The organism is uncultured Algibacter sp. (assembly GCF_947487605.1).
Classification (GTDB): Bacteria; Bacteroidota; Bacteroidia; order Flavobacteriales; family Flavobacteriaceae; genus Algibacter_D.
In genome coordinates this window covers 290,682-313,540 of sequence record NZ_CANKXK010000003.1, presented here as the reverse complement: position 1 = coordinate 313,540, position 22,859 = coordinate 290,682, and the positions used below count along the sequence as shown (strand labels likewise).

The following is a 22,859-nucleotide window of genomic DNA, read 5'->3' as shown; positions in this document are numbered from 1 at the left end:
AAATATAGTGTTATCTTAATGTTATTTCTCTAGAAGTGAATATCAAATTGTAGCCTGTACATAAGTTGGTTATTTCCGCCTTTAACTTCTAAGTGACTAATGTCGGTTTGTACTTTTAGACTATGACCAGCAATGTATTTTGAAAGCCCAAGTGTGTATTGAGTTTCTGGGTTTTTACCTGTAATCATTTGGTCTAAATTTATATCTGTATAACGACCAGAAATTTCCCAATCATTTTTTAACAAGTATCCTGCCTGTAAGTTTAAACCATTACCAACTTGAACCTCGTCGCCAGTTAATGTTCCATCAGAATTTTTTGCGAAAGCATCATCAGCGGTTCTATCAGCATATTCAGCCATTAAAGAAAATCCTTGATATTTAAACATAGCATCAATAAAGAGTGTATTGATATTGGTTTCAAAAAAACCAGTGCCACCATCAATGCTCATGTAAGACCCTTGATTACTTCTTGTTTTTACAGCGTTGTTATTATGGTCGTAATTAAATGCCAAAGATAATTTAGGTGTTTTTTCTCGTTTTAAATCAGAACCTTTGTAATCGCCTTTGCCTTCAAAATCTCCAAAGGGGAATAATTCAATACGCCCTGTGTATTGGTATCCGCCAAGGTTACCAGTAGTTATATTTCTTCCTTCACCTTGAGCAAGCGAAAATATTTCTTTCACTAAAAATTTATCCGAAATATTAAAATGATGCCTTAGTTGAAAACCAAAATCACGGTCAATAGTAAAACGACTATTCAATAACGATCGGTCAACTTGTTGAAGGTTTGCCGATGATATAACACGTTCTCTATTCCCAGGTAGTTTGGTTTGTCCAAACCAAAGTACAAAGTTTTCGTGGAAGTTCCACATTAATACAGCATCCAGAATATATCTTGGTGCATTGCTAGTGAATGGAGAAGCTCCAGATTGATCTCTATTTGATAGACCTAACTCAATTTTGTATTTTAATTTTGGGCTATAAGCATAACCATCAAATTTTAGTCGAGATCTTCTAACTAAAACACTTGTTTCAGCGCTTTCGCCTTGTTCCCAAGTTGAAGTTCCTAATAATTGTGCTCTTAAACCAATTTTCATGGTCCATGAACTGTCTTTACCTACAATGTTGAAAAGACCTTTTCCGAATTTACCTGATTTTACTTCTTGTGCGTTTAAAAAAGAAACAGCGAGTAGAAATATCCCTAAAAGGATAGATTTAGTATTCATTATAATTTTAGTTTTTGTCGAGTGCAAAGAACTAAAACCAATGTTAACTTAATGTTTCCAAATGATTAATTTTAAATCAAAAAAAGACTGCCTTGGCCAAAGGCAGTCTATTAGAAATCATGATAATGTAGTCGACAAAAACTAATTGATTATATGAAATACTAATTGTTAGTCTTAAGACTGTCGCAAATATCAACGTTGTAGTTAACCTTAATGTAATCCTAATATTAATTAATCATTAATTTTTCAATGTTAAATCTTTAACTGTAAACATCTTATAATAAGATATATACGAAGCTTATGTTAATTTAATGTTATGTAAATGTTGCTAGAATATTATGTATTTACTATCTTTGAGGTATAATGTTAAAACCCCCATAATTATGAAGAAATCATTTTTATTATTTTTTGCCTTCTTAATTACTGTGGTATCTTTTGCTCAGCAAAAGAGAGATTTAAAACTTAACAAGGACACGAATCTAATTGACGTTGTTTATTATCATGACAATGGTGTTGTAAGCCAAACTGGATCTTACACAGCGGATGGTAAACTACAAGGTAAGTGGTTAAGTTTCGACACAGAAGGCAAAAAAATCGTTTCTGCAAATTATGATAATGGTAAAAAAGTCGGCAAATGGATTCATTGGATAGATGGAATCCCAAAAGAAGTTGATTATTCTAAAAACGTTGCTTCTCTTTAGTTAAGGAAGCCGTTTTGTTTTCAATATAAAAAGCATCCTAAAATATTTAGGATGCTTTTTTATGAATTAAATGTGTTTGTTTAATTAGTTTCCAACAGTCCAACCTGCTCCCCAAGTTGCAAAATCAGTACCAGTACCACTACCTTCACCTGAAATAAAATCAGCTTCAGTTAATGTATCAACACCTGTATCATTTTTAAACTTAGTAGTAACATCTGTAAAGGTTACATTGTTAACTTGTAATTTATCATCAACTACAGCTTGTCCAGTTGGGTCTGAAGTGTCATTTCCATCTAAATCAAAGGCTTCACCAAAACCAGTAATATTTATATTAGTAAATATTGCAGCAGTTCCTCTTCTAAGGCGAACAGCTTCATATTTTCCAGCATCTATAATTTTTCCATCTTGAAATGTATTATCAGAACCTACACCAACAATTGTTACGTTAGTTACTGTTGGGTTTGAGAAAAATATAGGGTTTGAGTTATTACCGAAATCATCATTGTAACCATCACATTCAAAAGCTTTATCAGAGTTGAAAGTTTCAGTTGGGTTTTGGATATGCTGAATATAAGCATCAGTGATTGTTCCAGAGTATCCTTCTGTCCAATCAATTGAATCGTCTTGTAAATTCATTACTGCTACATGGCTTACATTTACAGTTCCACCAAAGAACTCTACACCATCATCTTTACCTTCATAAATTTGAATGTAATCTACAGTAGTGCCATTTCCAACACCATAGAAAGATAAACCATTGTTTTCTGATTGACCATCAGCAGAACCACCAGAATATTCAATTCTTACGTATTTTAAAGAACCAGAATTATCATCAGCAACATTACCACCATAAGGTAAACCAGCAATTTCTGAAGTTGAAGTAGCAGTTCCTATTACAGAATTAATAGGTGCTTTTCCTAAAAGAATTAAACCTCCCCAGTCTCCAGCTTCAGGATTAGAAGCGTCAGAAGTAAATACGATAGGGCTGTCAACTGTCCCTTCAGCAATAATTTGAGCGCCTTGAGATATAGCAACATAAACGTCTGATCCAGCAGCTAAGGCTTCAATAGTCATTCCAGCAGGAATAGTTAACGTAGCACCATCAGCAATTACTAGAGAGCCATTTATTTTATAGTTTATGTTTGCATCTAATGTTAAATCTTCTGTATAAGTTCCAGATAAAAATACATCTGTGTCAACTGGAGTACTACCGCCACCACCATTGTTGTTTGTAATGTTAAGAACAATGTCAGCTGTATCATCGTTAGCGCATGACGTAAAGATTAAGGTCAATGCCACTAAGCTTAGTAAAAAATTATTTTTCATTTTCATTTTGATTTAGATATTAAAATTTTGTGTTCGTTTTTGATTATTTATTGTTAAAAGTTATATTTAAATTGAAGCCCAACAGTAATGCCTCTTTGAAAGCTTGATAGCAATACATCACCATCACCTGTGTTTTCTCGAATCATTTCTACTTTTGGATCTAATAAGTTTTTAGTACTAAAATTGATTTCAGTATTTTCTCCAAGTTTGTTTTTCAAAACAAAGTCTAAGGTTGGTACTGCTTTTTCAATCACATTACCTACATCTCCAGAGCCTAAAGAGAAGATTCTATCAGAAGAATAGTTGAATACTAAGTTTGCAGCAGGTTTAAAGTTCTCGCTAATTGTAGGTTTAAAACTTAAATCGGCATTTACAATTATTGGAGATGCCCCTTCTAGTTCATCTGTTGCTCTGTTAAATGATGTACCGTAAGAGCCTTCGATAGAATTGTAAAGATCTTGCTTTGTATGCATATAAGTGAAGTTAAATCCTGATGAAAGGATAGTGTCTTCATCTTCATTTAAAATTAAATTCTTTCTTAATTCTATTTCAGCTCCTAAAATTTCAGCTTGCTCACCTGTTCTAAAATAACGTTGCGTTCCAGTAGCATCTGCTGCAAGTACTAAGTTTATAGGATCGTTAATTTGTTTTGCAAAAACACCTACAGAGAATACTTCGCTTTTACTAATAAACCATTCGTATTTTAAATCAAGGTTATAAATATCTGAATAAGACTTGTCGGTTAAGTTTACACCTGTTCTAGTGCCTAATAAATCTTGGTTACCACCAATTCGGTAACTAATACCTTCATATACAAAAGGCGCAATTTCTTTAAACTCAGGAACCGATACTGTTTTACTAACGGCAAAGCGAAGGTTTTGGTCATCACTAATCGCATACTTTATGTTTAAGCTGGGTAACACAAAGTTTTCGTTAGATTCTGAGAAACCTGGGTCGTTAGGGCGTAAGTTAATCGCATTGTATTCTATGCGTTGGTTAAAGTTTTCAACTCTAACCCCTGGAATCACTAACCATTTCTCACTTAGATTTATTTCTGCAGAAAAATAACCAGCATATATGTTTAAAGAACCTTTATATGTGTTTTCTAAAAGGCCAGGAAAGTTGGTTTGCGTAATACCATTTTCTGAATCAATAGGATTAAATACGTGGGTTTGATACACACCATCAACAAAGTTTTGAAGATTAAAAATGTTACTTAAATTTCTAATATCGGTAATACCAAATGTTGATGTATTTATGTTTTTATAACCATAACGAATATTGTCAAAATGCCTTTCTCTCGTTTTCCCATCGTACCCCACAATTAATTTTATAGCCTCAGAAGGTTTGTATGAAAGTGATAATCTACTATTCAACTCTTCATCTTCAATATTTTGAAAATAACGTTGGTTGTTAAAGTTATTATTTTGGTCAAAACTTGCTACACTATTTGGGTCGTTATCTAAAAGATTGTCATATCCTAATAAAGAAAAACGTTTTCTGTCAGGTTCGTGAGCAAATACGCGGTTATGTCCAACACCCCAATTTAATTCAATCTTATTATCAAATTTGTGCTCACCAATTAATTGATTAACTAGCACGATATCTTGATTAAACTGTAAGTTAGTTTGGAAGTATCCACTTGGTTCGTCAGAGAAATCATATAAGATACCATTACCTCCTGTACCATAAAATCCAACCTGATCGGATGAGCTATTAATTAATAAGGAAGAGAACTTTAATTTGTTGTCACTATTTATTCTGTACAATGCAGTTGCCATTGCAGTTGCTGTAGTAGAGTAGTTGTACTGCTCAGTCTCTGGGAACAGTTTGTTGTATCCTGCAGTATAATCTGCTACTAAACCTTCTCTATATTCAAAACTGTTATCAAAAGATGCTGTAACGAATAAGCTTAAACGAGAATCATCTTTAAAAGTGAAAGATTTACCGCCTGAAAGACTTATACCCATATTTATAGCAGGTGTTTCGGCCTCAATTGGGTCTACGCCATGAGATAGGATGACTGCGAACGGATTGTGATTATATCTTGCATAATCACCAAAATATCCTGGACCTTCATTTCTTAAAAATGTTTTACCAACTGCTCTGGAGTTTACAGCAGCTCCTATAGATACATCGAAAAACCCTTGACCTGTATACTCTTTAGAAGTAATATCAATATTACCAGCAGAGAAATCACCATAAAATCTAGAAGAATAGGCTTTACTCACTCCAACGTTTTCAATAACATCTGAAGAGAATAAATTCAAATCGATATTTTTCTTATTAACATCGTTTGAAGGCAATGCTAAACCGTTCATAGTACTGTTTAAGTAGCGGTCTCCTAAGCCACGTAGATAAACACTGTTAGAGCCTTCTTGTTTAGAAACCCCAGAAATTTTAGCAACTGCTCCAGCTGCATCACTTACACCTTTTCTCGATAATTCTTGAGCGCCTATGCTTTGTTTCATTTCAACCGCTTTCTTTTGTTCTAATAAAAGGGCGGTTTCACTCTCTCTTTTAGTGGTAGTTGTAATAACAACTTCATCTAAAGAAGCGGCACTTGCGCTCATAATGACATTAAGTTCAATAATTTCTCCAGCAACCACATTTATACTAATTTCTTGAGTTTCATAACCAACGAAACTAAACATTAATATGTGTGTTCCTGGTTCCACGTTTTCAAAAGTGTATAAGCCATCAAAGTCTGATGTGGTGCCTATGGTAGTTCCTTTAATTAATACGTTTGCGAACGCTAAAGGCTCATTATTATATTCTTTATCGGTAAGCTTACCTGTTATAGATCCAGTTCCTTGAGAAAAGGAAAGAGCCGTAGAAAAGAGTATAAATAATAATATAAATTTTTTCATTAGTTTTTATCTAAATTTCTTGCGGCAAAGAAACCACTGCATTGTAAATTTGGTGTTACCCGTAGGTTAAAGAACTGTGATAAAAGCGTTAGTTTAATGTTATGTAATTCTTGGAAATAGCTGTGGTTTGGTTACAATTAGTTAACATTAAAAATGGAATGTCTAGAGGAAAAAGATAAAGGGTTTAGTACTAAAAAGAGCTTTCATAATAAATGAAAGCTCTTTTAGTATTTTAAAGTATAATTTAAACGCTACTATTTACTTGAAGTAGAATGAGAATGGTCGTCGATTTTATCGACACTTGCTAAAGTTAGCATTAATTCGTCTAAAGATATTGAGCTAGCTGCTAAGGCTTGCTTAATATTTGTTGTTTCACCAGAGATTACTTGAACTTTTTTTTCTTCAGTCTTATATCCAACAAAACTATAAACTAAAGTATATGTGCCATTTTCCAAGTTTTTAAACTGAAACGACCCGTTTTCATCAGATAATGTTTCAACACCAGTTTCTTTTATTTGAACTTTTGCAAACATTAAAGGGTCGTTATTAGATTCAAGATCTACTAAGTTTCCTTTAATTATGCCATCTTTTTGAGCAAAAGAAATTACTGTGAATAAAAAGGCGGTTAAAAGTAATAAATTCTTCATTTGATAGTAATGATTAATTACAGTACAAAGAAAATGGTTGTCTGTAATTATAATGTTATGTAAATATTAAAGAACGGTCAATAAAATGTTACCATAATGTTATGTGATTTGAGTGTTTTAATTATTAACTTCTTCAAATGAAATTAATTATCTTGCCCAAGCTTTAAAATGATATTATGAACTGGGAACAATTACTATCCTTAAAACGTTTTGGCGATACCAATAAACGATTAAGAAAAGAACAAGATGAAACACGTTTGGGTTTTGAAGTAGATTATGATCGCGTGATATTTTCTTCGGAATTTAGAAGTCTACAGGATAAAACACAAGTTATCCCTTTGTCTAAAACAGATTTTGTCCACACACGTTTAACCCACAGTTTAGAAGTTAGTGTAGTTGGACGCTCATTAGGGCGTCGTGTAGGACAGAAATTATTAGAAAAACACCCACATTTACAAAATGTGCATGGGTATCAATCAAACGATTTTGGAGCTATAGTAGCAGCGGCGGCTTTGGCTCATGATATAGGAAATCCACCTTTTGGACATTCAGGAGAAAAAGCAATAGGGGAGTTTTTTAAAAATGGTAAGGGTGCTGAATTTAAAAATAAGTTGACTGAAAAAGAATATCAAGATTTATGCGATTTTGAAGGGAATGCTAACGGATTTAAAATTTTAACTGAAAGTAGAGAAGGTAGAGAAGGCGGATTGCGCCTTAGTTATGCAACGCTTGGGGCATTTATGAAGTATCCAAAAGAATCTTTACCAAAAAAGCCAACAAATCACATAGCAGATAAAAAATATGGATTTTTTCAAAATGATAAAAATGCTTTTGTTGAAGCGGCAGAAGAGTTAGGTTTATTGAAGCGTAACGACAAACATTTAAGCTTCTCTAGACACCCTTTAGCGTTTTTAGTTGAAGCAGCCGATGATATTTGTTATACTATAATAGATTTTGAAGATGGTATTAACTTAGGTTTAATACAAGAAGAATTTGCACTAGAATATCTTATTAATTTAGTTCGCGACTCAATAAATACTAGTAAATATCATGAGTTAAAAACCACCAAAGATCGGGTTAGTTATTTAAGAGCTTTAGCTATTAATACGCTTATTAATGAAGTGGTTAATATTTTTATTAATAATGAAGAAGCTATTTTAAATGGTGAATTTAGTACAGCCTTATTAGAAAAAAGCAAGTACGAGGCGCAAATAAACGATATTATTAAAATAAGTATAGAAAAGGTTTATCAAAGTAAAGAAGTTATAGAAAAGGAAATTGCAGGATATCGTGTGCTGTCAGATTTGTTAGAGGTTTTTATTACGGCTATTAATAATTCATTTGAAAATAAGGCGTCTAATTATGATAAGATGATTATGCATTTACTGCCAGAGAATCAAAAACAAATAAAGAATTCTCTTTATCAAAGAATATTCTTAGCCTGTAGTTTTGTTTCTGGTATGTCTGATGGTTATGCTATTATGTTATTTAATAAAATTAAGGGAATTGATATAATTCGTTGAGAATTTTTAAAAAAAAGACCTTTAAAATGTATATTTGAAAAAAATTGAAGAGAAAGAATGAAAAAAATAGCTTTTTCTTTAGTTAGTATTGCACTTGTAATAATAAGTGCTTTATTGGTTAAAGAGCAACAGGATTCATCCGTTAACCAAATCTTAGATTTAAAAAACAGCCATAAAGAGTATTTAAAGAATTCGCCTTATAAAGAAACACTCAAGCTTTCAAAACAAGAAAGAAAAGAAAGCAGATTACCTCCTAATAAATATTTTGAGGAACAATGGGAACTTACCATGAATCCAGCTTTAGGAAGGCCACAGCCTGAAAATTTGCTTTTGTTGCAAGAACAATTAAAAAACAATAAGATATTTAGTAAAGTCCCAGGAGAAAAGGATAATGATTGGATAGAAAGAGGGCCAAATAATGTTGGAGGTAGAACTAGAGCAGTTATGTTCGATCCAAATGATGACACTAATAATAGAGTCTTTGCAGGTGGTGTTAGCGGAGGTTTATGGGTAAATAATAATATTTCCAATACCGCATCTCAATGGGCAGAAGTTGGGATCCCAAAGAATTTAGCTATTTCATGCATAACATACGACCCTAATGATACAATGACTTTTTATGTTGGAACAGGAGAGTCATATGTAACAGGAAGTGTTAATGGAAGTGGTGTTTGGAAGTCAATTGACGGAGGAGCAACTTGGTCAAATGTCTTTGGAGGTATTTCTGGAGACGCCAATATAATCTCAGGAAGTATAGACTCAAGAAATTTTGACACCCGAGTTATTGTAAATACGCCTATAGGAATTGCAGGAGATTATTTTGGTTTAAAAGCTAATTTTGGAACAAGTATCACTCCAATTTCAGGGAGCTTAGTACTTGCAGATGACGGCGCTACTATGCCAAACGAAGCTTGTTCTGTGCTAACAAATGCTGGAGAAATAGCTGGCAATATTGCAGTATTATATAGGGGGAATTGTGAATTTGGAAAAAAGGTTCTAAATGCTCAGGAAGCAGGAGCTATTGCGGTTATAGTAGTCAATAATGTTTCTGATGATATTATTCCTATGGGAGGTGGAGTAGATGGTGATTCGGTTACTATCCCTTCACTAATGCTTTCAATGGAAGATGGGCAAACTTTAATTGACGAATTAAGTAACGGAGTAAACGTATCTATAAATGGCTATGTAAATTATTCTGGTTATACAGCTAAACCAGGAGTTCAACATATAAACGATATAAAAGTAAGAGATATAGGAAATGGTAATAGTGAAGTGTATGTAGCAGCTGGATCTACTTTTTATGCAAATGCAATACCAAGTACACTTTTGGGTCCTGAGGATTTTGGACTATATAAATCATCTGATGCTGGTTCAAATTGGTCTAAAATAGATTTATTACCTGTTTCTAATGAAAACGACTATCAGTTACAACCAAACGATATTGAGATAAGTGTAGACAATACCATTTGGGTTTCTACAACTAATGACCTTTTTAGAAATGGAGGCGGCGAAATCCTTTCATCAACAGATGGTCTTAGCTTTATTTTAAGACATAAAGTACCAAGTGGGCAACGCACACAAATTGAAGTGTCAAATACAAGTCCGTCTGTATTATATGTTTTAGCCGAATTATCATCCGATACAGATCCTGTTAAAATTTTTCATACCAACGATGCTTTTACAACCGTTACTACTCTAGCTTTGCCAAATGATGCCGATGCAGGGATACCTGCAAACGACTTTACTAGAAACCAAGCTTATTACAACTTACTTTTATCTGTAGATCCAGTTGATGATAACGTTGTATATGTTGGAGGTATAGATTTATTTAAATCTATTAATGGTGGAACTAGTTGGGATCAAATCTCTAAATGGATTGAGGGACAGGATGGCAACCCAATACAAGATTTAAATGTTCCATTAGTCCATGCAGACCAACATGGAATAGCATATGGTAAAGACGATAATAATAAAATGTTATTTGTGAACGACGGAGGAGTATATTTTTCAAATAATGCAGGAAATTCAATAAACTCGCGTAATTCAGGATTTGTTACCACACAGTTTTATAGTATGGGTGTTGGACCTTTTAGTGTTTTTGGTTCTGACTTTTTTATGGGAGGAACACAAGATAACGGAACACAAATCTTACAACAAGCTAATGTTAATGGAACAGACGAATCCATTCAAGTAGTAGGTGGAGATGGTGGTTACAGTTTTTTCGACCAAGATGGAGAAGATGCCTATTTTGTGGGTAATGTTTTTTATAATAATTTAATCTTTTTGTTTGATTTTTTGACAGAGGAATTTGTAATAATCAATGACGAAGAAGAAGAAAATGGGTCTTTTATTACACCTCAAGCTTTAGATTCAAATTTAGATATCTTATATTCAAATTATTCAGCAGACGAGAATTTCATAATTAAGAAATATTCAGGAATAAAATCGGAAAGCACACTCAATAAAGAGGATTTAACCGACCCATTGCTTAGTTCAACACCAACAGCATTTGCGGTGTCTCCCTATACTTCGTTATCAACTAAGTTATACGTTGGAACCAGGTTTGGCGATTTATTAAGGGTTGATAAAGCTAATACAGAATCTCCTGATTGGACTGTTATATCTGGAGTAAATTTTGTTGGTAGTATTTCCGATGTTGAATTGGGGCGTAATGAGGATGAAATATTTTTAACCATGTATAATTACGGTGTAAATAATATTTGGTTTACTAACGATGGTGGTGCTACTTGGGAACCTAAAGATGGTGATTTGCCAGATATACCTGTTAGAGCCATTTTACAAAACCCATTAAATTACGAAGAAGTAATTATAGGAACCGATCTTGGTGTATGGTTTACAACTAATTTTTCCGATGCAAGTCCAACCTGGAATCAAGCAAATAATGGGATGAAAGATGTTATTATAACAGACATGGATTTAAGAGATGATAATGCAGTCTATGTAGCTACTTATGGTAGAGGTATTTTTTCAGGAAGCTTTTCAATTGTTCCTGATGGCGATATAGATGGCGATGGTGTTTTAAATGATGTTGACAATTGTCCACAGGTTGCAAATGCAGACCAAGCAGATTTGGATGCTAATGGTATTGGAGATGTTTGTCAAGACTTGGATAATGATACTATATTAGATATAAATGATAATTGTCCAGAGAATTCAAATATAGACCAAGTAGATACTGATGGGAATGGTATAGGAGATGTGTGTCAAGATTTTGATAATGATGGTGTTATTGATATAGGAGATAATTGTCCAAATACTGCTAATTCTAATCAAGAAGACACCAATGGTAATGGAACAGGCGATGTTTGCGATACCAGCTTTCAAAATCCTGATAATATTTCTGTAGAAATAGTTTCAGAAGCTTGTGAAGGGTTAGATAACGGTAAAATAATTATTACTACAAAAGAGTCTTATTTAGCGTACACGGCAACAGTAGTTGGTGCTGGATTAAATTTAAGTCAAGGATTTACAAACGGCAGTCATACATTTGAAAACATAGCCATTGGGCCTTATACAGTATGTGTTTCTGTAGATGATAAAATGTTCGAGCAATGTTTTGAAATTAATATTGGTGCTGCTGAAGTTTTAGATGTAGTTTTCCAAACTAGTTTTAATAATAACGATGTCAATAATGGAGATTTCACATCGGTAACTATTAATAGTGGAACGCCTCCATTTAAGGTAACATTTAATGGAGAACAAATTGTAACCACAAGTCAATTCTCTTTTGAAGTTGAAGCATCAGGTTCTGGAATTTTGGAAATTTCGACTTCTAAAGCCTGCGAAGGAACTGCCAAAAAAGCTATTTCTAAGATTGATTTTAGCAGAATTACAGTGAGCCCTAATCCTGTTTTTGACCACTTAAAAGTGACTTTTCCAAACGATACTCAAGAGCAAGTTGAGGTGCAAGTTTTTAGTCTTGGAGGGAAACTTCTATTTAATCAACTAATAAATAAAGGAAAATCTGATTTCATTGAGATTCCTTTTCAAGCATTTAAAAGAGGTGTTTATTTTGTTAAGATTAACATCAGCAACCCGAAAACGTTTAAGATAATCAAGAAATAACGTGATTACCATGAGAATTAAAAACCAAATATTTATAATCATAGCACTAAGTATAATTGTTTTTTCTTGCGGTGGTGGCGAAGATAGTCCTGGTGAAATTACACCACCAACAAACACAAAGCCATCTGCAGTTAGCTTAATTTACCCATCTGAAAATTTATTATGTATAGACAATACTATTGCTTTTAATTGGACTCAGGCAACAGACCCAGATAATGATCAAGTACGTTATAAAATAACAATTTCTAAAAGTAGAGATTTAACAAATCCTATTGAGAATAGGACAGTTTCTGGTACTTTATTAAATATATCGTTAGAAAAAGCGATAGCATATTATTGGAGAATAATTTCGGTAGATAGTAAAGGGAATGAGGGAGATCCAAGTCCAATTTTAGCATTTTACACTTCTGGTGAAGGCGTGTCTAATTACGCACCTTTTACAGCAGAGTTGGTTAGTCCGCAGGGTGATAGCAATATAGATGCTGGTACTGTAACTTTGAACTGGAAAGGAGCCGATACAAACGAAAGCGATACATTAACATACGAATTGTTTTTTGGTGAGTCTACAGATCCGGCATTAGTATCTAGTGAACTATCTGCGGAAATCACAGACGTAATAGTTGAAGCTGGAAAAACCTATTATTGGAAAGTCAATACTTCAGATGATGCTGGTGCAAAAAGCATTGGTCAAATATGGAGTTTTAACGTTAATTAGTAATTGTTTTAATTACATTTTTATGAAGAAAAAAGTACTAGTTTACTTAATCCTTTTGGTGGCGATTGGATTTGGGTGTTTCGAGATTTTCACTTTGCAATCTGAAAGTGATAAAATAACAGATTTAAGAAAACAACATGAATACTTTTTAAGTAATAGTCCATTTTCGGAAACACTTAAATTAACAAAAGAAGATCGTAAACAAAAAGGGATTCCTCCAAATAAATATTTAGAAAGAGAATGGGAATTAACAATGAATCCTTTGACTGGAAAACCAGAATATGAAAAGCTGTTAAAACTTCAAGAACAATTAAGAAATAATAAGGTATTTAGTAAAGTTCCTGGTGAAAAGGATAACGATTGGTATGAAAGAGGCCCAAATAATGTTGGCGGAAGAACGAGAGCTATTATGTTCGATCCTAATGACAATACTAATAATAGAGTATTTGCAGGAGGCGTAAGTGGTGGCTTATGGGTAAATAATGATATTACCAATGCAAGTTCAGATTGGGCAGAAGTTAATATTCCACAAAACTTATCTATAACTTGTATTACTTACGATCCAAATGCCTTGAATACGTTTTATCTAGGTACTGGAGAGTCTTATGTAGGTGGAGATGTTCAAGGAAATGGTGTTTGGAGGTCTACAGATGGTGGCGCAAATTGGACTCGTGTATTTGGTGGAGTTTCTGGTGAAACTACTTTTGAATCTAGTGCCAAACTTACAGTAAATTCTCCACTATCTATTGCTGGAGAATATCAAGTTACAACTGCTGCATTTGGGCCTGCTTTAACTATGATTTCTGGAGATTTGGTGCTTGTAGATGATGGTTCTGGTGCGCCAGAAAGAGGTTGTAATCCATTGGTTAATGGAGGCGCTGCGAGCGGTAAAATTGCTGTAGTTGAAAGAGGTGATTGTAATTTTACAATAAAAGTAAAGAATGCTCAAGATGAAGGAGCGATAGCAGTTTTAGTTGTAAATAATAATGCAGGAACACCTATAGCTTTAGGAGGAGAAGATGCAACTATAATTATTCCTTCTGTTATGATTTCACGAGATGAAGGACAAGCAATTATTGCTCAATTAGGTGCAGGAGCTAATGTTACCATAGAGCCTGTGTCTTCACCAGTTTTAGGAAATCACGTAACTCCTGGTATTCAACATATAAATGATATTAAAATAAGAGATTTAGGAGCTACAAGTGAAGTCTATGTAGCCGCTGGAGCAAATTTCTATGCAGACGCTAATCCATTATCTTTTTTTGGAATAGAAGATTTCGGACTTTATAAATCTACCAATAGTGGAACTAGTTGGTCTCAAGTAAGTTTGCCAACACCTCCTGGAGGAGCTTTTTATGAACCAAATGACATAGAAATAGCATCAGATAATATCATTTGGCTAGCAACCAAAGGGAATTTATATGGAACAGGAGGAGGCGCGATATTGTCCTCAAGTGATGGTATAAGTTTTAGTTTAGAAAAGACAATTACAAATGGTGAACGAACCCAAATTGCAGTATCATCAGCCAATGCAAATACAGTTTATGTTTTAGGTGAGGTCACTATTGTTGATGAGGGGACGGGACAACTTATTGCACCATTCTTATATATGTCTAAAACAACAGATGGATTTACTAACGAAACCAGTTTAACGCTTCCTGATGATGCAGATACAGGGATATCTGCTGATGATTTTACAAGAGGTCAAGCATTTTATGATTTAATGCTAGAAGTCGATCCTACCAATGATGCTATTTTATATGTTGGGGGAATCGATTTATTCAGAAGTAGTGATTCTGGTGCTAATTGGAGTCAGATTTCTAAATGGTCTAATAACAATAATTTAGCAGCACTTACAGTTCCAGAGGTTCATGCGGACCAGCATGCATTTGTTTTTCATCCAACCGATAAAACAAAAGCTGTGGTTGGTAACGATGGTGGTGTTTATTATGCTACAGGGCTCTCATCTTCACCTCCAGTTCTTGATTCAAGAAATGTAAATTATAATACAGTACAATTTTATAAAGGAGGAATTGGGCAAGATGTAAATAATATAAAGATTTTAGGAGGCTCTCAAGATAATGGTGTTTTGTATGAAGAAGCTGCTACTAATGGCTTAAATAGTTTTGATGATATTAATAATGGCGGAGACGGAGCATACGTTTTTGTAGATGAGGATGATGATTTTGTAATTGCATCATTTGTATACAATACTTATACAAGAAGAAGTTATGCAGATGGAAGTCTTGAATATAATATAGATTCAGATCAAACTTCAGGCAATTTTATCAATCCTTCAGCTTTGGATAGTGACACGAACTACCTTTATTCTAATGGAACACTAATAAATACAGCAACCTATCAGATTAACAGGTATAAACTAGGAATGGCAAATGCTACTAGTCAACAAATTAGTGTTGCAATTATGGACGGAGAGCCTACAGCATTTAAAACTTCCGATTTTTCAGGGACATTATTTGTTGGGACAGATAATAGTAAACTATTTAAATTAACAAATCCAACGAGTAATTCTAATCAAGGATGGACAGAAATAACAGGAGATGATTTTTTTGGTAGTATTTCATGTATTGAATTAGGCGAAACAGAAGACGATATTTACGTGTCATTTCATAACTATGGAGTAACCAATGTGTTTTACTCACCTGATGGAGGTTTAAATTGGGAGAATAAAGAAGGTAATTTACCAGATTTACCTGTTAAGGCTATAATGCCAAATCCTTTAAATTATAATGAAGTTATCTTGGGTACAGAATTAGGTGTTTGGGGAACAGCAGATTTTAGTACGACAAGTCCAAATTGGGTACAAGCTCAGAATGGTATGAAAGACGTAAAAGTGACTAGTTTCGATTTACGAACTGCAGATAATACGGTTCTTGCTTCCACTTACGGAAGAGGTATGTTTACTGGGCAGTTTACTGCAGATCCAAGCACGTTATCGACATTAGAAAGTAATATTGAAGATTTAATAAAAGTTTATCCTACGGTATCTAATGGTAGTTTTAAGATTAAGGCAAGTAAGCAAGTTTCTGATGGAATTTTAAATGTTTATAGTATTAATGGGCGAAAGGTTCATAATACAATACTTAATTTTTCGAATAATCGAGTTCAAGATATTACTCTTAATGTTTCAAGTGGACTTTATATTATTGAGGTTAATTCAAAAGGTTTAAAAAGTACCAAAAAAATTATTATCAAATAAACATGAACAATTGTTTTGACGATTTAGTGCTTAAAATTGTTTATAAGTCATTTAATAAATTTGCGCAGTTCATCGAAAAATAATTGTTTTTTGTCGACAATCATATTATATTTAATCCCAAATTAATAGTAACCTACTAAAAATGAAAAAGAACCTACTTGGTGCACTTGTTGTATTTTTTGTAACATGTGCTTGCCTATTAGCAATTAATGAGGTTTCAAGTTCATCACCAGATGATGAATTGCAGGAGTATTATTCTGCTAAGAAATAATTGTTTTAGTATTTTTTTAAATACGCATTAAGACTTTCTGAGTCTAATCCAATTGAGCTCTGCAATTCGGAAATACTTCCATGTTCTATAAACGAATCTGGAACACCCAATGTTTTAATTGTAGCATGATAGTTGTTTTGCGAAGCAAATTCTAAAATAGCACTACCAAACCCGCACATTATTGAATTGTCTTCAATGGTTATGATGGTGTTATATTCTTTAAATATTTTGTGCAATAAAATTTCATCTAAAGGTTTTACAAAGCGCATATCGTAATGAGAAATATTTAAGTTCGAAATAGCTTGTGTAATATTTTTAGCAATGCTTCCAATACTCAGTACCGCTAGGTTATTTCCTTTTTTTAATTCAACTCCTGTTCCAATTTCAATTTTAGAAAAAGGTTGTTTCCAATCTATGGTTACACCTCGCCCTCTTGGGTAACGAATAGCAATAGGCTGCTCTAAACCTAATTGTGCAGTGTACATGATGTTGCGTAAATCTATTTCGTTTCTAGGTGAAAATATGATGAGGTTTGGAATGCAACGTAAATAACTCAAATCGAAAACCCCGTGGTGTGTTGCGCCGTCTTCTCCAACCAAACCAGCACGATCCAAACAAAAAATAACAGCTAAGTTTTGTAAAGCTACATCATGAATAATCTGATCGTAAGCGCGTTGCAAAAACGTAGAGTAGATGTTACAAAACGGAATTAAACCTTGAGTTGCCATACCAGCTGCTAATGTAACGGCGTGTTGTTCGGCAATCCCAACATCAAAGGCACGGTCTGGAATTTCGTCCATCATATATTTTAAGGAACATCCCGTTGGCATTGCAGGTGTAATACCCACAATATTTTTATTCTGTTTTGCTAATTCAACAATTGTATAGCCAAAAACATCTTGATATTTAGGAGGTTGCACCTTGTTTGATTTTACAGCTAAATCCCCTGTTTTAGCATCAAACTTTCCTGGTGCGTGGTATTTTACTTGGTCAGCTTCAGCTTGTTTTAAGCCTTTGCCTTTAGTCGTTATAATGTGTAAAAGTTTTGGGCCTTTTACAGTTTTTAAACGCTCTAATTCTGAAATTACTTTATCAACATTGTGTCCATCAATAGGGCCAGAATAATCAAAATTCAATGCTTCAATGATGTTATTCCGTTTTTGAGTACCCTTTTTAACGTTGGTTAAGTATTGTTTTAAAGCCCCTACACTCGGGTCTATGCCAATAGCATTGTCATTTAAAATAACAAGTAAATTTGCATCGGTTACACCAGCATGGTTTAAGCCTTCAAAAGCCATTCCGCTAGCAATGGAGGCATCCCCAATTACGGCAATATGCTGTTTGTCTTCGCCTTTTAATTTTGATGCAATAGCCATTCCTAATGCTGCTGATATTGATGTTGAAGAATGTCCAACACCAAAAGCATCAAACTCACTCTCGCTTCGTTTTGGAAAACCGCTAATACCATTTAATTGTCTGTTGGTGTGAAAATCATTTTTCCGTCCAGTTAGTATTTTATGTCCGTAAGCTTGATGACCAACATCCCAAATTAATTGGTCTATTGGCGTATTGAAAACATAATGTAACGCAATAGTGAGTTCTATAACACCTAAACTGGCTCCTAAATGGCCTTCTTTGGTGGCGACAATATTGATGATAAATTCACGTAATTCTTTTGCAAGTTGAGGTAAGTCTTTTTGGTTTAAAAGACGTAGCTCTTTTGGTGAGTTTATATGTTGTAGTAGATTGTTTTGCACGAGACAAAAGTACAAGAATGAATTTGTATTTTTGCTATCATGATAGAACCTTTTGATGATACTTATTTTATGAAGAAAGCCCTCCAAGAAGCTGAAGCTGCTTTTGAAAAGGGTGAAATACCAGTAGGGGCTGTTGTTGTTATTAATAACAGAATAATTGCTCGAGGCCATAATTTAACCGAAACCTTAACAGATGTTACAGCTCATGCTGAAATGCAAGCCATAACTGCTGCGGCTAATTTTTTAGGAGGGAAATATCTTCAAAAATGCACCTTGTATGTAACTTTGGAACCGTGCCAAATGTGTGCTGGTGCTTTGTATTGGAGTCAGATTTCTAAAATTGTATATGGCGCTAGAGATGAGGAAAGAGGTTGTATTAATTTGAAAACGAAATTACACCCTAAAACTACAATTTCTGGTGGGGTTCTTGAAGAAGAGGCTTCTTCTTTATTGAAACGGTTTTTTGTTGAGAAACGTAATTTGAATTGAAAACGTAAACTTTTGCATTAGGATTTAACGGTTTGTTTGAAATCCTTTTTTGCTTTTCGCAAAAAGATTGAGTAGTAAAATATTAATATTTTTTACGTTTTTGATTTTCGCGCATTTTATCTAAATTTTCTTTGGTGAGCATATAATCTTTGATATCTTTTCCTTTCCAATGCTGGTATGAAAAAAGTGGAAATACAACAAAAAATATGGCAACAACACCAAAACCGATGAGTTTTTGGGAATAATGGACGTTTAAACTAAAGCCTAAGATGATACTTGTAATGGCTGCTATGGTTAGAAAAAGGATGAGATACTTCATTGTTTTTGCTACTCTACTGGGTGAAATTTATTAATTGCTGCCTGTAAGCAGTTAGTAATTTGGATCTGGATATGTAGCCAAAGTATTTTCCGTTTTTTATAACAGGTAAATTCCATGCACCACTGGATTTGAATTTATCCATGATATCGTTCATATTATCCGCATCATAATCAATTATGCCTGCATCGGCATGCATAAGACTGGAGGCTTGAACTTTTTCATAGAGGTCTGAGTCAAACATCATGTGTCGGATATCGTCTAAACGAATAACGCCTAAAAATTCGTGCTTATCGTTTACCACAGGGAAATGGTTTCTAGAGGATTTTGCTACGGCATTTTTTAAGATATCTCCCAATTTCATTTCGGGTTTTAGAATGATGAAATTGGTTTCGATCACTTTATCGATGTCTAAGACCATGAGTACATTTTGGTCTTTATCATGTGTCATTAATTCGCCACGTTCAGCGAGTTTTAGAGTGTATATAGAGTGAGATACATAATATTTTGTCATGGCAAATGAAATAGCTGAAACTATCATTAAAGGAACAAAAAGCTCGTAACCACCTGTGATTTCAGCAATTAAGAAAATAGCGGTTAATGGAGCATGCAGAACACCTGCCATTAAACCCGTCATACCTATTAATGTGAAATTAGATTCAGATACATGAAAATCTAACCCAATGTTGTTTATAATTTTAGCAAAGGCATTGCCTATGGCACTCCCCATAACTAATGTTGGGATAAAAACACCACCTACACCACCAGCACCAAAAGTTGTAGTCATGGCTATAGCTTTAAAAATAGCGATGCCTAGTAATAAGGCGATAACAATCCAGATGTTTGACAAATCTAAATTAAAAGGAGTATTACCAATGGCAGCTAGATGATCGCCTTTTAATAGATTGTTCATAATACCATAACCTTCACCATAAAGTGGCGGAATAAAAAATAGCATAGTGCCTATGGCTAAACCACCTATTAAAAGCCGTAATGCTCTACTTTCAAATTTTTTAAAGAAATTAGTTATAGAAAAAAATACTTTTGAAAAGTAAACAGATGCAAATGCAGTTACTAACCCTAGTACAGCGTAAAAAGCTATATCGTTGACTTCAAATTTATCAGTAAGTTCAAATCTTAGTAAAACATCGGTTCCTAAGAACAAATAAGAAGTAACAACAGCGGAAACGGATGCTAATAATAATGGTACCAAAGACGTAAATGCAATATCTAAGCTGAAAATTTCTATAGCGAATATGATAGCTGCAATAGGTGCTTTAAACATAGATGCCATAGCACCTGCTGCTGCACAACCTATAAGCAACATTCGGGTTTTGGTATTCATATGAAATAAACGTGCTGCATTTGAACCTAATGCTGACCCAACACTTACAGCTGGACCTTGCAACCCTACAGACCCACCAAAACCTGCGGTTAATGGAGCAGTAATTAATGCGGCATAGATATTATACCTTGGAATGATTCCACTTAATTTTGAAATGGCATATAAGGTTGATGATATACCATGACCTATATGTTTTTTTAACCATGTTTGTTTTATAATATAAACCAATAGTAAGCCTATTATTGGTAAAATAAAGTAAAGCGTGCTTTGGTAATCGTGAAATACATATTGGCTAAAGAAATACCCAATGTAATGCGTAAGGTTTTTAAGAATAACAGTGCCCATACCAGCTAAAAACCCAACTAAAATACTGAGCATATAAATAAACTGGCGTTCCGAAATATGCTTGTATTTCCAGATTAAAAATTTACGTAATAGTTTATTGCTAGAAGGCATGTATAAAGCTAATAAAAAATCCTGCAAAAGCAGGATTTAATGTTATGATTTTAAATTAAGTTTTAAACTTAATTCTGTTAATTGTTCCTCATCAATTGGTGCTGGTGCATCTATCATGACATCGCGACCCGAATTGTTTTTCGGGAATGCAATAAAGTCTCTTATCGTTTCCTGTCCGCCTAATATGGCTACCAACCTGTCTAATCCGAATGCTAAACCACCGTGTGGTGGTGCTCCGTATTGAAAAGCATCCATTAAAAACCCAAATTGTGCTTCAGCTTCTTCTGGAGTAAACCCTAAATAATCAAACATTAAAGATTGAGTTTTTTTATCATGAATTCTGATAGAACCTCCTCCAATTTCATTACCATTTAAAACTAAATCATAGGCATTAGCTTTTACATCACCTGGATTGGTTTTTAGTAATTCTAATTGGCCTGGTTTTGGTGATGTAAATGGATGATGCATCGCATGATAACGCTCGGTGTCTTCATCCCATTCTAATAACGGGAAATCCATAACCCATAATGGTGCAAACTCTTTAGGATTTCGTAACCCTAAACGTTCTGCTAATTCCATACGTAAGGCACTTAGTTGTGTGCGTACTTTATTTTTGTCGCCAGAAAGCACACAAATTAAATCGCCTGCTTTAGCTCCAGTAACTTCAGCCCATTTTGCTAAATCGTCTTGATTGTAGAATTTATCAACTGAAGATTTAAAACTGCCGTCATCATTACAGCGCGAATATACCATCCCTAAGGCTCCAACTTGCGGACGCTTTACCCATGAAATTAATTTATCGATTTCTTTTCTTGTGAACGCGTTTCCGCCTGGTACAGCAATTCCAATTACTAATTCAGCAGCATTAAATACATTAAAATCTTTATGTTGTGCTACAGCGTTTAACTCCCCAAACTCCATCCCAAAGCGAATATCTGGTTTGTCGTTTCCATACAAACGCATCGCATCATCGTAAAGGATTCTTGGAAATTTTTCAACGTCAACACCATTAACTTCTTTTAATAAATGACGTGTTAAACCTTCAAAAGCATTTAAAATATCTTCTTGCTCGATAAAAGCCATTTCACAATCTATTTGTGTGAACTCTGGTTGTCTATCGGCGCGTAGATCTTCATCTCTAAAACATTTTACAATTTGGAAGTATTTATCCATACCGCCAACCATCAATAGTTGCTTGAAGGTTTGAGGTGATTGTGGAAGTGCGTAAAATTGCCCCTCGTTCATTCTAGAAGGCACTACAAAATCGCGAGCACCTTCAGGAGTTGACTTTATCAAATAGGGCGTTTCAACTTCTATAAACCCTTCTTTGGATAAATAATTTCTAACTTCTTGAGTGACTTTATGTCTAAAAATTAAACTCTCTTTTACCGGATTACGACGAATATCTAAATAACGATACTTCATCCTTAAATCTTCGCCACCATCTGTTTTATCCTCAATTGTAAAAGGTGGTAATTTAGCTTCGTTTAGAATGGTTAACTCAGATACTAAAATTTCAATATCACCAGTAGAGATATTTGGGTTTTTTGAGGCACGTTCTATTACAGTACCTTTAATTTGAATGACAAATTCGCGACCTAAGTCTTGAGCTTGTTTAATTAAATCTTTAGATGTACGCTCTTCATCAAACACTAATTGTGTAATGCCGTATCGATCGCGTAAATCTACCCAAACGATAAACCCTTTGTCTCTAGATTTTTGAACCCAACCTGCTAGGGTAACCTCTGTATTTATATTTGTGGCTCTTAACTCACCACAATTATGACTTCTGTACATGTTCTAATTTTAGATGTGCAAATTTAAGGAAATAGGATAGAGTATGAATTTTTATCCTTCTTTTTTTGACTGAAAAGGTTTTGCTTATAGTTGAAAACTAACAGCATAGTATAA

The 22,859-nt window shown here is 34.0% G+C and carries 15 protein-coding genes; 7 read left to right on the top strand and 8 right to left on the bottom strand.

The window, feature by feature from the left end; genetic code table 11:
* Nucleotides 1-29: 29 nt before the first annotated feature.
* Entirely contained in the window at nt 30-1,226 is a 1,197-nt protein-coding gene (locus Q0739_RS05285) for a porin (protein WP_298237658.1), read from the bottom strand.
* Nucleotides 1,227-1,609: 383 nt separating this feature from the next.
* Here Q0739_RS05285 and Q0739_RS05280 point away from each other — a divergent pair, with 383 nt between their 5' ends.
* On the top strand, nt 1,610-1,927 hold the full coding sequence (locus Q0739_RS05280) for a nicotinic acid mononucleotide adenyltransferase (RefSeq protein ID WP_298237657.1): 318 nt from the start codon (nt 1,610-1,612) through the stop codon (nt 1,925-1,927).
* A gap of 84 nt (nt 1,928-2,011) precedes the next feature.
* Here Q0739_RS05280 and Q0739_RS05275 read toward each other — a convergent pair whose 3' ends face one another.
* The 3 genes from Q0739_RS05275 to Q0739_RS05265 form a co-directional block, all read right to left on the bottom strand.
* Nucleotides 2,012-3,253 carry a multidrug transporter gene (locus tag Q0739_RS05275; RefSeq protein ID WP_298237656.1) on the bottom strand — a complete coding sequence of 414 codons (1,242 nt, stop codon included), beginning with the start codon at nt 3,251-3,253 and terminating at the stop codon, nt 2,012-2,014.
* A gap of 53 nt (nt 3,254-3,306) precedes the next feature.
* On the bottom strand, nt 3,307-6,123 hold the full coding sequence (locus Q0739_RS05270) for a TonB-dependent receptor (RefSeq protein ID WP_298237655.1): 2,817 nt from the start codon (nt 6,121-6,123) through the stop codon (nt 3,307-3,309).
* Nucleotides 6,124-6,377: 254 nt separating this feature from the next.
* Nucleotides 6,378-6,770, bottom strand: coding sequence for a carboxypeptidase-like regulatory domain-containing protein (locus Q0739_RS05265; RefSeq protein WP_298237654.1), 393 nt, complete (start codon nt 6,768-6,770; stop codon nt 6,378-6,380).
* Nucleotides 6,771-6,946: 176 nt separating this feature from the next.
* On the opposite strand from Q0739_RS05265, the gene Q0739_RS05260 reads away from it, so the two are divergent.
* The 5 genes from Q0739_RS05260 to Q0739_RS05240 all read left to right on the top strand — a co-directional run bounded on the left by Q0739_RS05260 (nt 6,947) and on the right by Q0739_RS05240 (nt 16,585).
* Nucleotides 6,947-8,293, top strand: a complete 1,347-nt coding sequence (locus Q0739_RS05260) for a deoxyguanosinetriphosphate triphosphohydrolase (protein WP_298237653.1) — start codon at nt 6,947-6,949, stop codon at nt 8,291-8,293.
* A 57-nt stretch (nt 8,294-8,350) separates the two neighbouring features.
* Nucleotides 8,351-12,379 (top strand): thrombospondin type 3 repeat-containing protein, encoded by a 4,029-nt coding sequence (locus Q0739_RS05255; RefSeq protein ID WP_298237652.1) that lies wholly within the window; start codon nt 8,351-8,353, stop codon nt 12,377-12,379.
* 10 nt (nt 12,380-12,389) lie between these two features.
* Complete coding sequence (locus Q0739_RS05250; RefSeq protein ID WP_298237651.1) at nt 12,390-13,094, top strand: hypothetical protein; 705 nt, start codon at nt 12,390-12,392, stop codon at nt 13,092-13,094.
* A gap of 22 nt (nt 13,095-13,116) precedes the next feature.
* Complete coding sequence (locus Q0739_RS05245) at nt 13,117-16,314, top strand: PA domain-containing protein (RefSeq protein WP_298237650.1); 3,198 nt, start codon at nt 13,117-13,119, stop codon at nt 16,312-16,314.
* A gap of 142 nt (nt 16,315-16,456) precedes the next feature.
* Nucleotides 16,457-16,585 (top strand): hypothetical protein, encoded by a 129-nt coding sequence (locus tag Q0739_RS05240; protein WP_298237649.1) that lies wholly within the window; start codon nt 16,457-16,459, stop codon nt 16,583-16,585.
* A gap of 5 nt (nt 16,586-16,590) precedes the next feature.
* Here the strand turns inward: Q0739_RS05240 and dxs are convergent, their stop codons facing one another.
* Nucleotides 16,591-18,342, bottom strand: a complete 1,752-nt coding sequence (gene dxs / locus Q0739_RS05235) for a 1-deoxy-D-xylulose-5-phosphate synthase (protein ID WP_298237648.1) — start codon at nt 18,340-18,342, stop codon at nt 16,591-16,593.
* A 39-nt stretch (nt 18,343-18,381) separates the two neighbouring features.
* Here dxs and Q0739_RS05230 point away from each other — a divergent pair, with 39 nt between their 5' ends.
* A complete protein-coding gene (locus tag Q0739_RS05230; protein WP_298237647.1) occupies nt 18,382-18,831 on the top strand; it encodes a nucleoside deaminase in 450 nt (149 codons plus the stop codon).
* A gap of 82 nt (nt 18,832-18,913) precedes the next feature.
* Here the strand turns inward: Q0739_RS05230 and Q0739_RS05225 are convergent, their stop codons facing one another.
* Genes Q0739_RS05225 through aspS form a run of 3 tightly spaced genes read right to left on the bottom strand, consistent with a single transcriptional unit; the run spans nt 18,914 to nt 22,745 of the window.
* Entirely contained in the window at nt 18,914-19,150 is a 237-nt protein-coding gene (locus tag Q0739_RS05225; protein ID WP_298237646.1) for a hypothetical protein, read from the bottom strand.
* 13 nt (nt 19,151-19,163) lie between these two features.
* Nucleotides 19,164-20,948, bottom strand: coding sequence for a chloride channel protein (locus tag Q0739_RS05220; protein ID WP_298237692.1), 1,785 nt, complete (start codon nt 20,946-20,948; stop codon nt 19,164-19,166).
* A 42-nt stretch (nt 20,949-20,990) separates the two neighbouring features.
* Complete coding sequence (gene aspS / locus Q0739_RS05215) at nt 20,991-22,745, bottom strand: aspartate--tRNA ligase (protein ID WP_298237645.1); 1,755 nt, start codon at nt 22,743-22,745, stop codon at nt 20,991-20,993.
* Nucleotides 22,746-22,859: the final 114 nt, after the last annotated feature.

Bases quoted from the DNA above. Each gene is read 5' to 3' on its own strand.
- Q0739_RS05285 (WP_298237658.1), bottom strand. From the start codon at position 1,226: ATGAATACTAAATCTATCCTTTTAGGGATATTTCTACTCGCTGTTTCT.
- Q0739_RS05280 (WP_298237657.1), top strand. From the start codon at position 1,610: ATGAAGAAATCATTTTTATTATTTTTTGCCTTCTTAATTACTGTGGTA.
- Q0739_RS05275 (WP_298237656.1), bottom strand. From the start codon at position 3,253: ATGAAAAATAATTTTTTACTAAGCTTAGTGGCATTGACCTTAATCTTT.
- Q0739_RS05270 (WP_298237655.1), bottom strand. From the start codon at position 6,123: ATGAAAAAATTTATATTATTATTTATACTCTTTTCTACGGCTCTTTCC.
- Q0739_RS05265 (WP_298237654.1), bottom strand. From the start codon at position 6,770: ATGAAGAATTTATTACTTTTAACCGCCTTTTTATTCACAGTAATTTCT.
- Q0739_RS05260 (WP_298237653.1), top strand. From the start codon at position 6,947: ATGAACTGGGAACAATTACTATCCTTAAAACGTTTTGGCGATACCAAT.
- Q0739_RS05255 (WP_298237652.1), top strand. From the start codon at position 8,351: ATGAAAAAAATAGCTTTTTCTTTAGTTAGTATTGCACTTGTAATAATA.
- Q0739_RS05250 (WP_298237651.1), top strand. From the start codon at position 12,390: ATGAGAATTAAAAACCAAATATTTATAATCATAGCACTAAGTATAATT.
- Q0739_RS05245 (WP_298237650.1), top strand. From the start codon at position 13,117: ATGAAGAAAAAAGTACTAGTTTACTTAATCCTTTTGGTGGCGATTGGA.
- Q0739_RS05240 (WP_298237649.1), top strand. From the start codon at position 16,457: ATGAAAAAGAACCTACTTGGTGCACTTGTTGTATTTTTTGTAACATGT.
- Q0739_RS05230 (WP_298237647.1), top strand. From the start codon at position 18,382: ATGATAGAACCTTTTGATGATACTTATTTTATGAAGAAAGCCCTCCAA.
- Q0739_RS05225 (WP_298237646.1), bottom strand. From the start codon at position 19,150: ATGAAGTATCTCATCCTTTTTCTAACCATAGCAGCCATTACAAGTATC.
- Q0739_RS05220 (WP_298237692.1), bottom strand. From the start codon at position 20,948: ATGCCTTCTAGCAATAAACTATTACGTAAATTTTTAATCTGGAAATAC.
- aspS (WP_298237645.1), bottom strand. From the start codon at position 22,745: ATGTACAGAAGTCATAATTGTGGTGAGTTAAGAGCCACAAATATAAAT.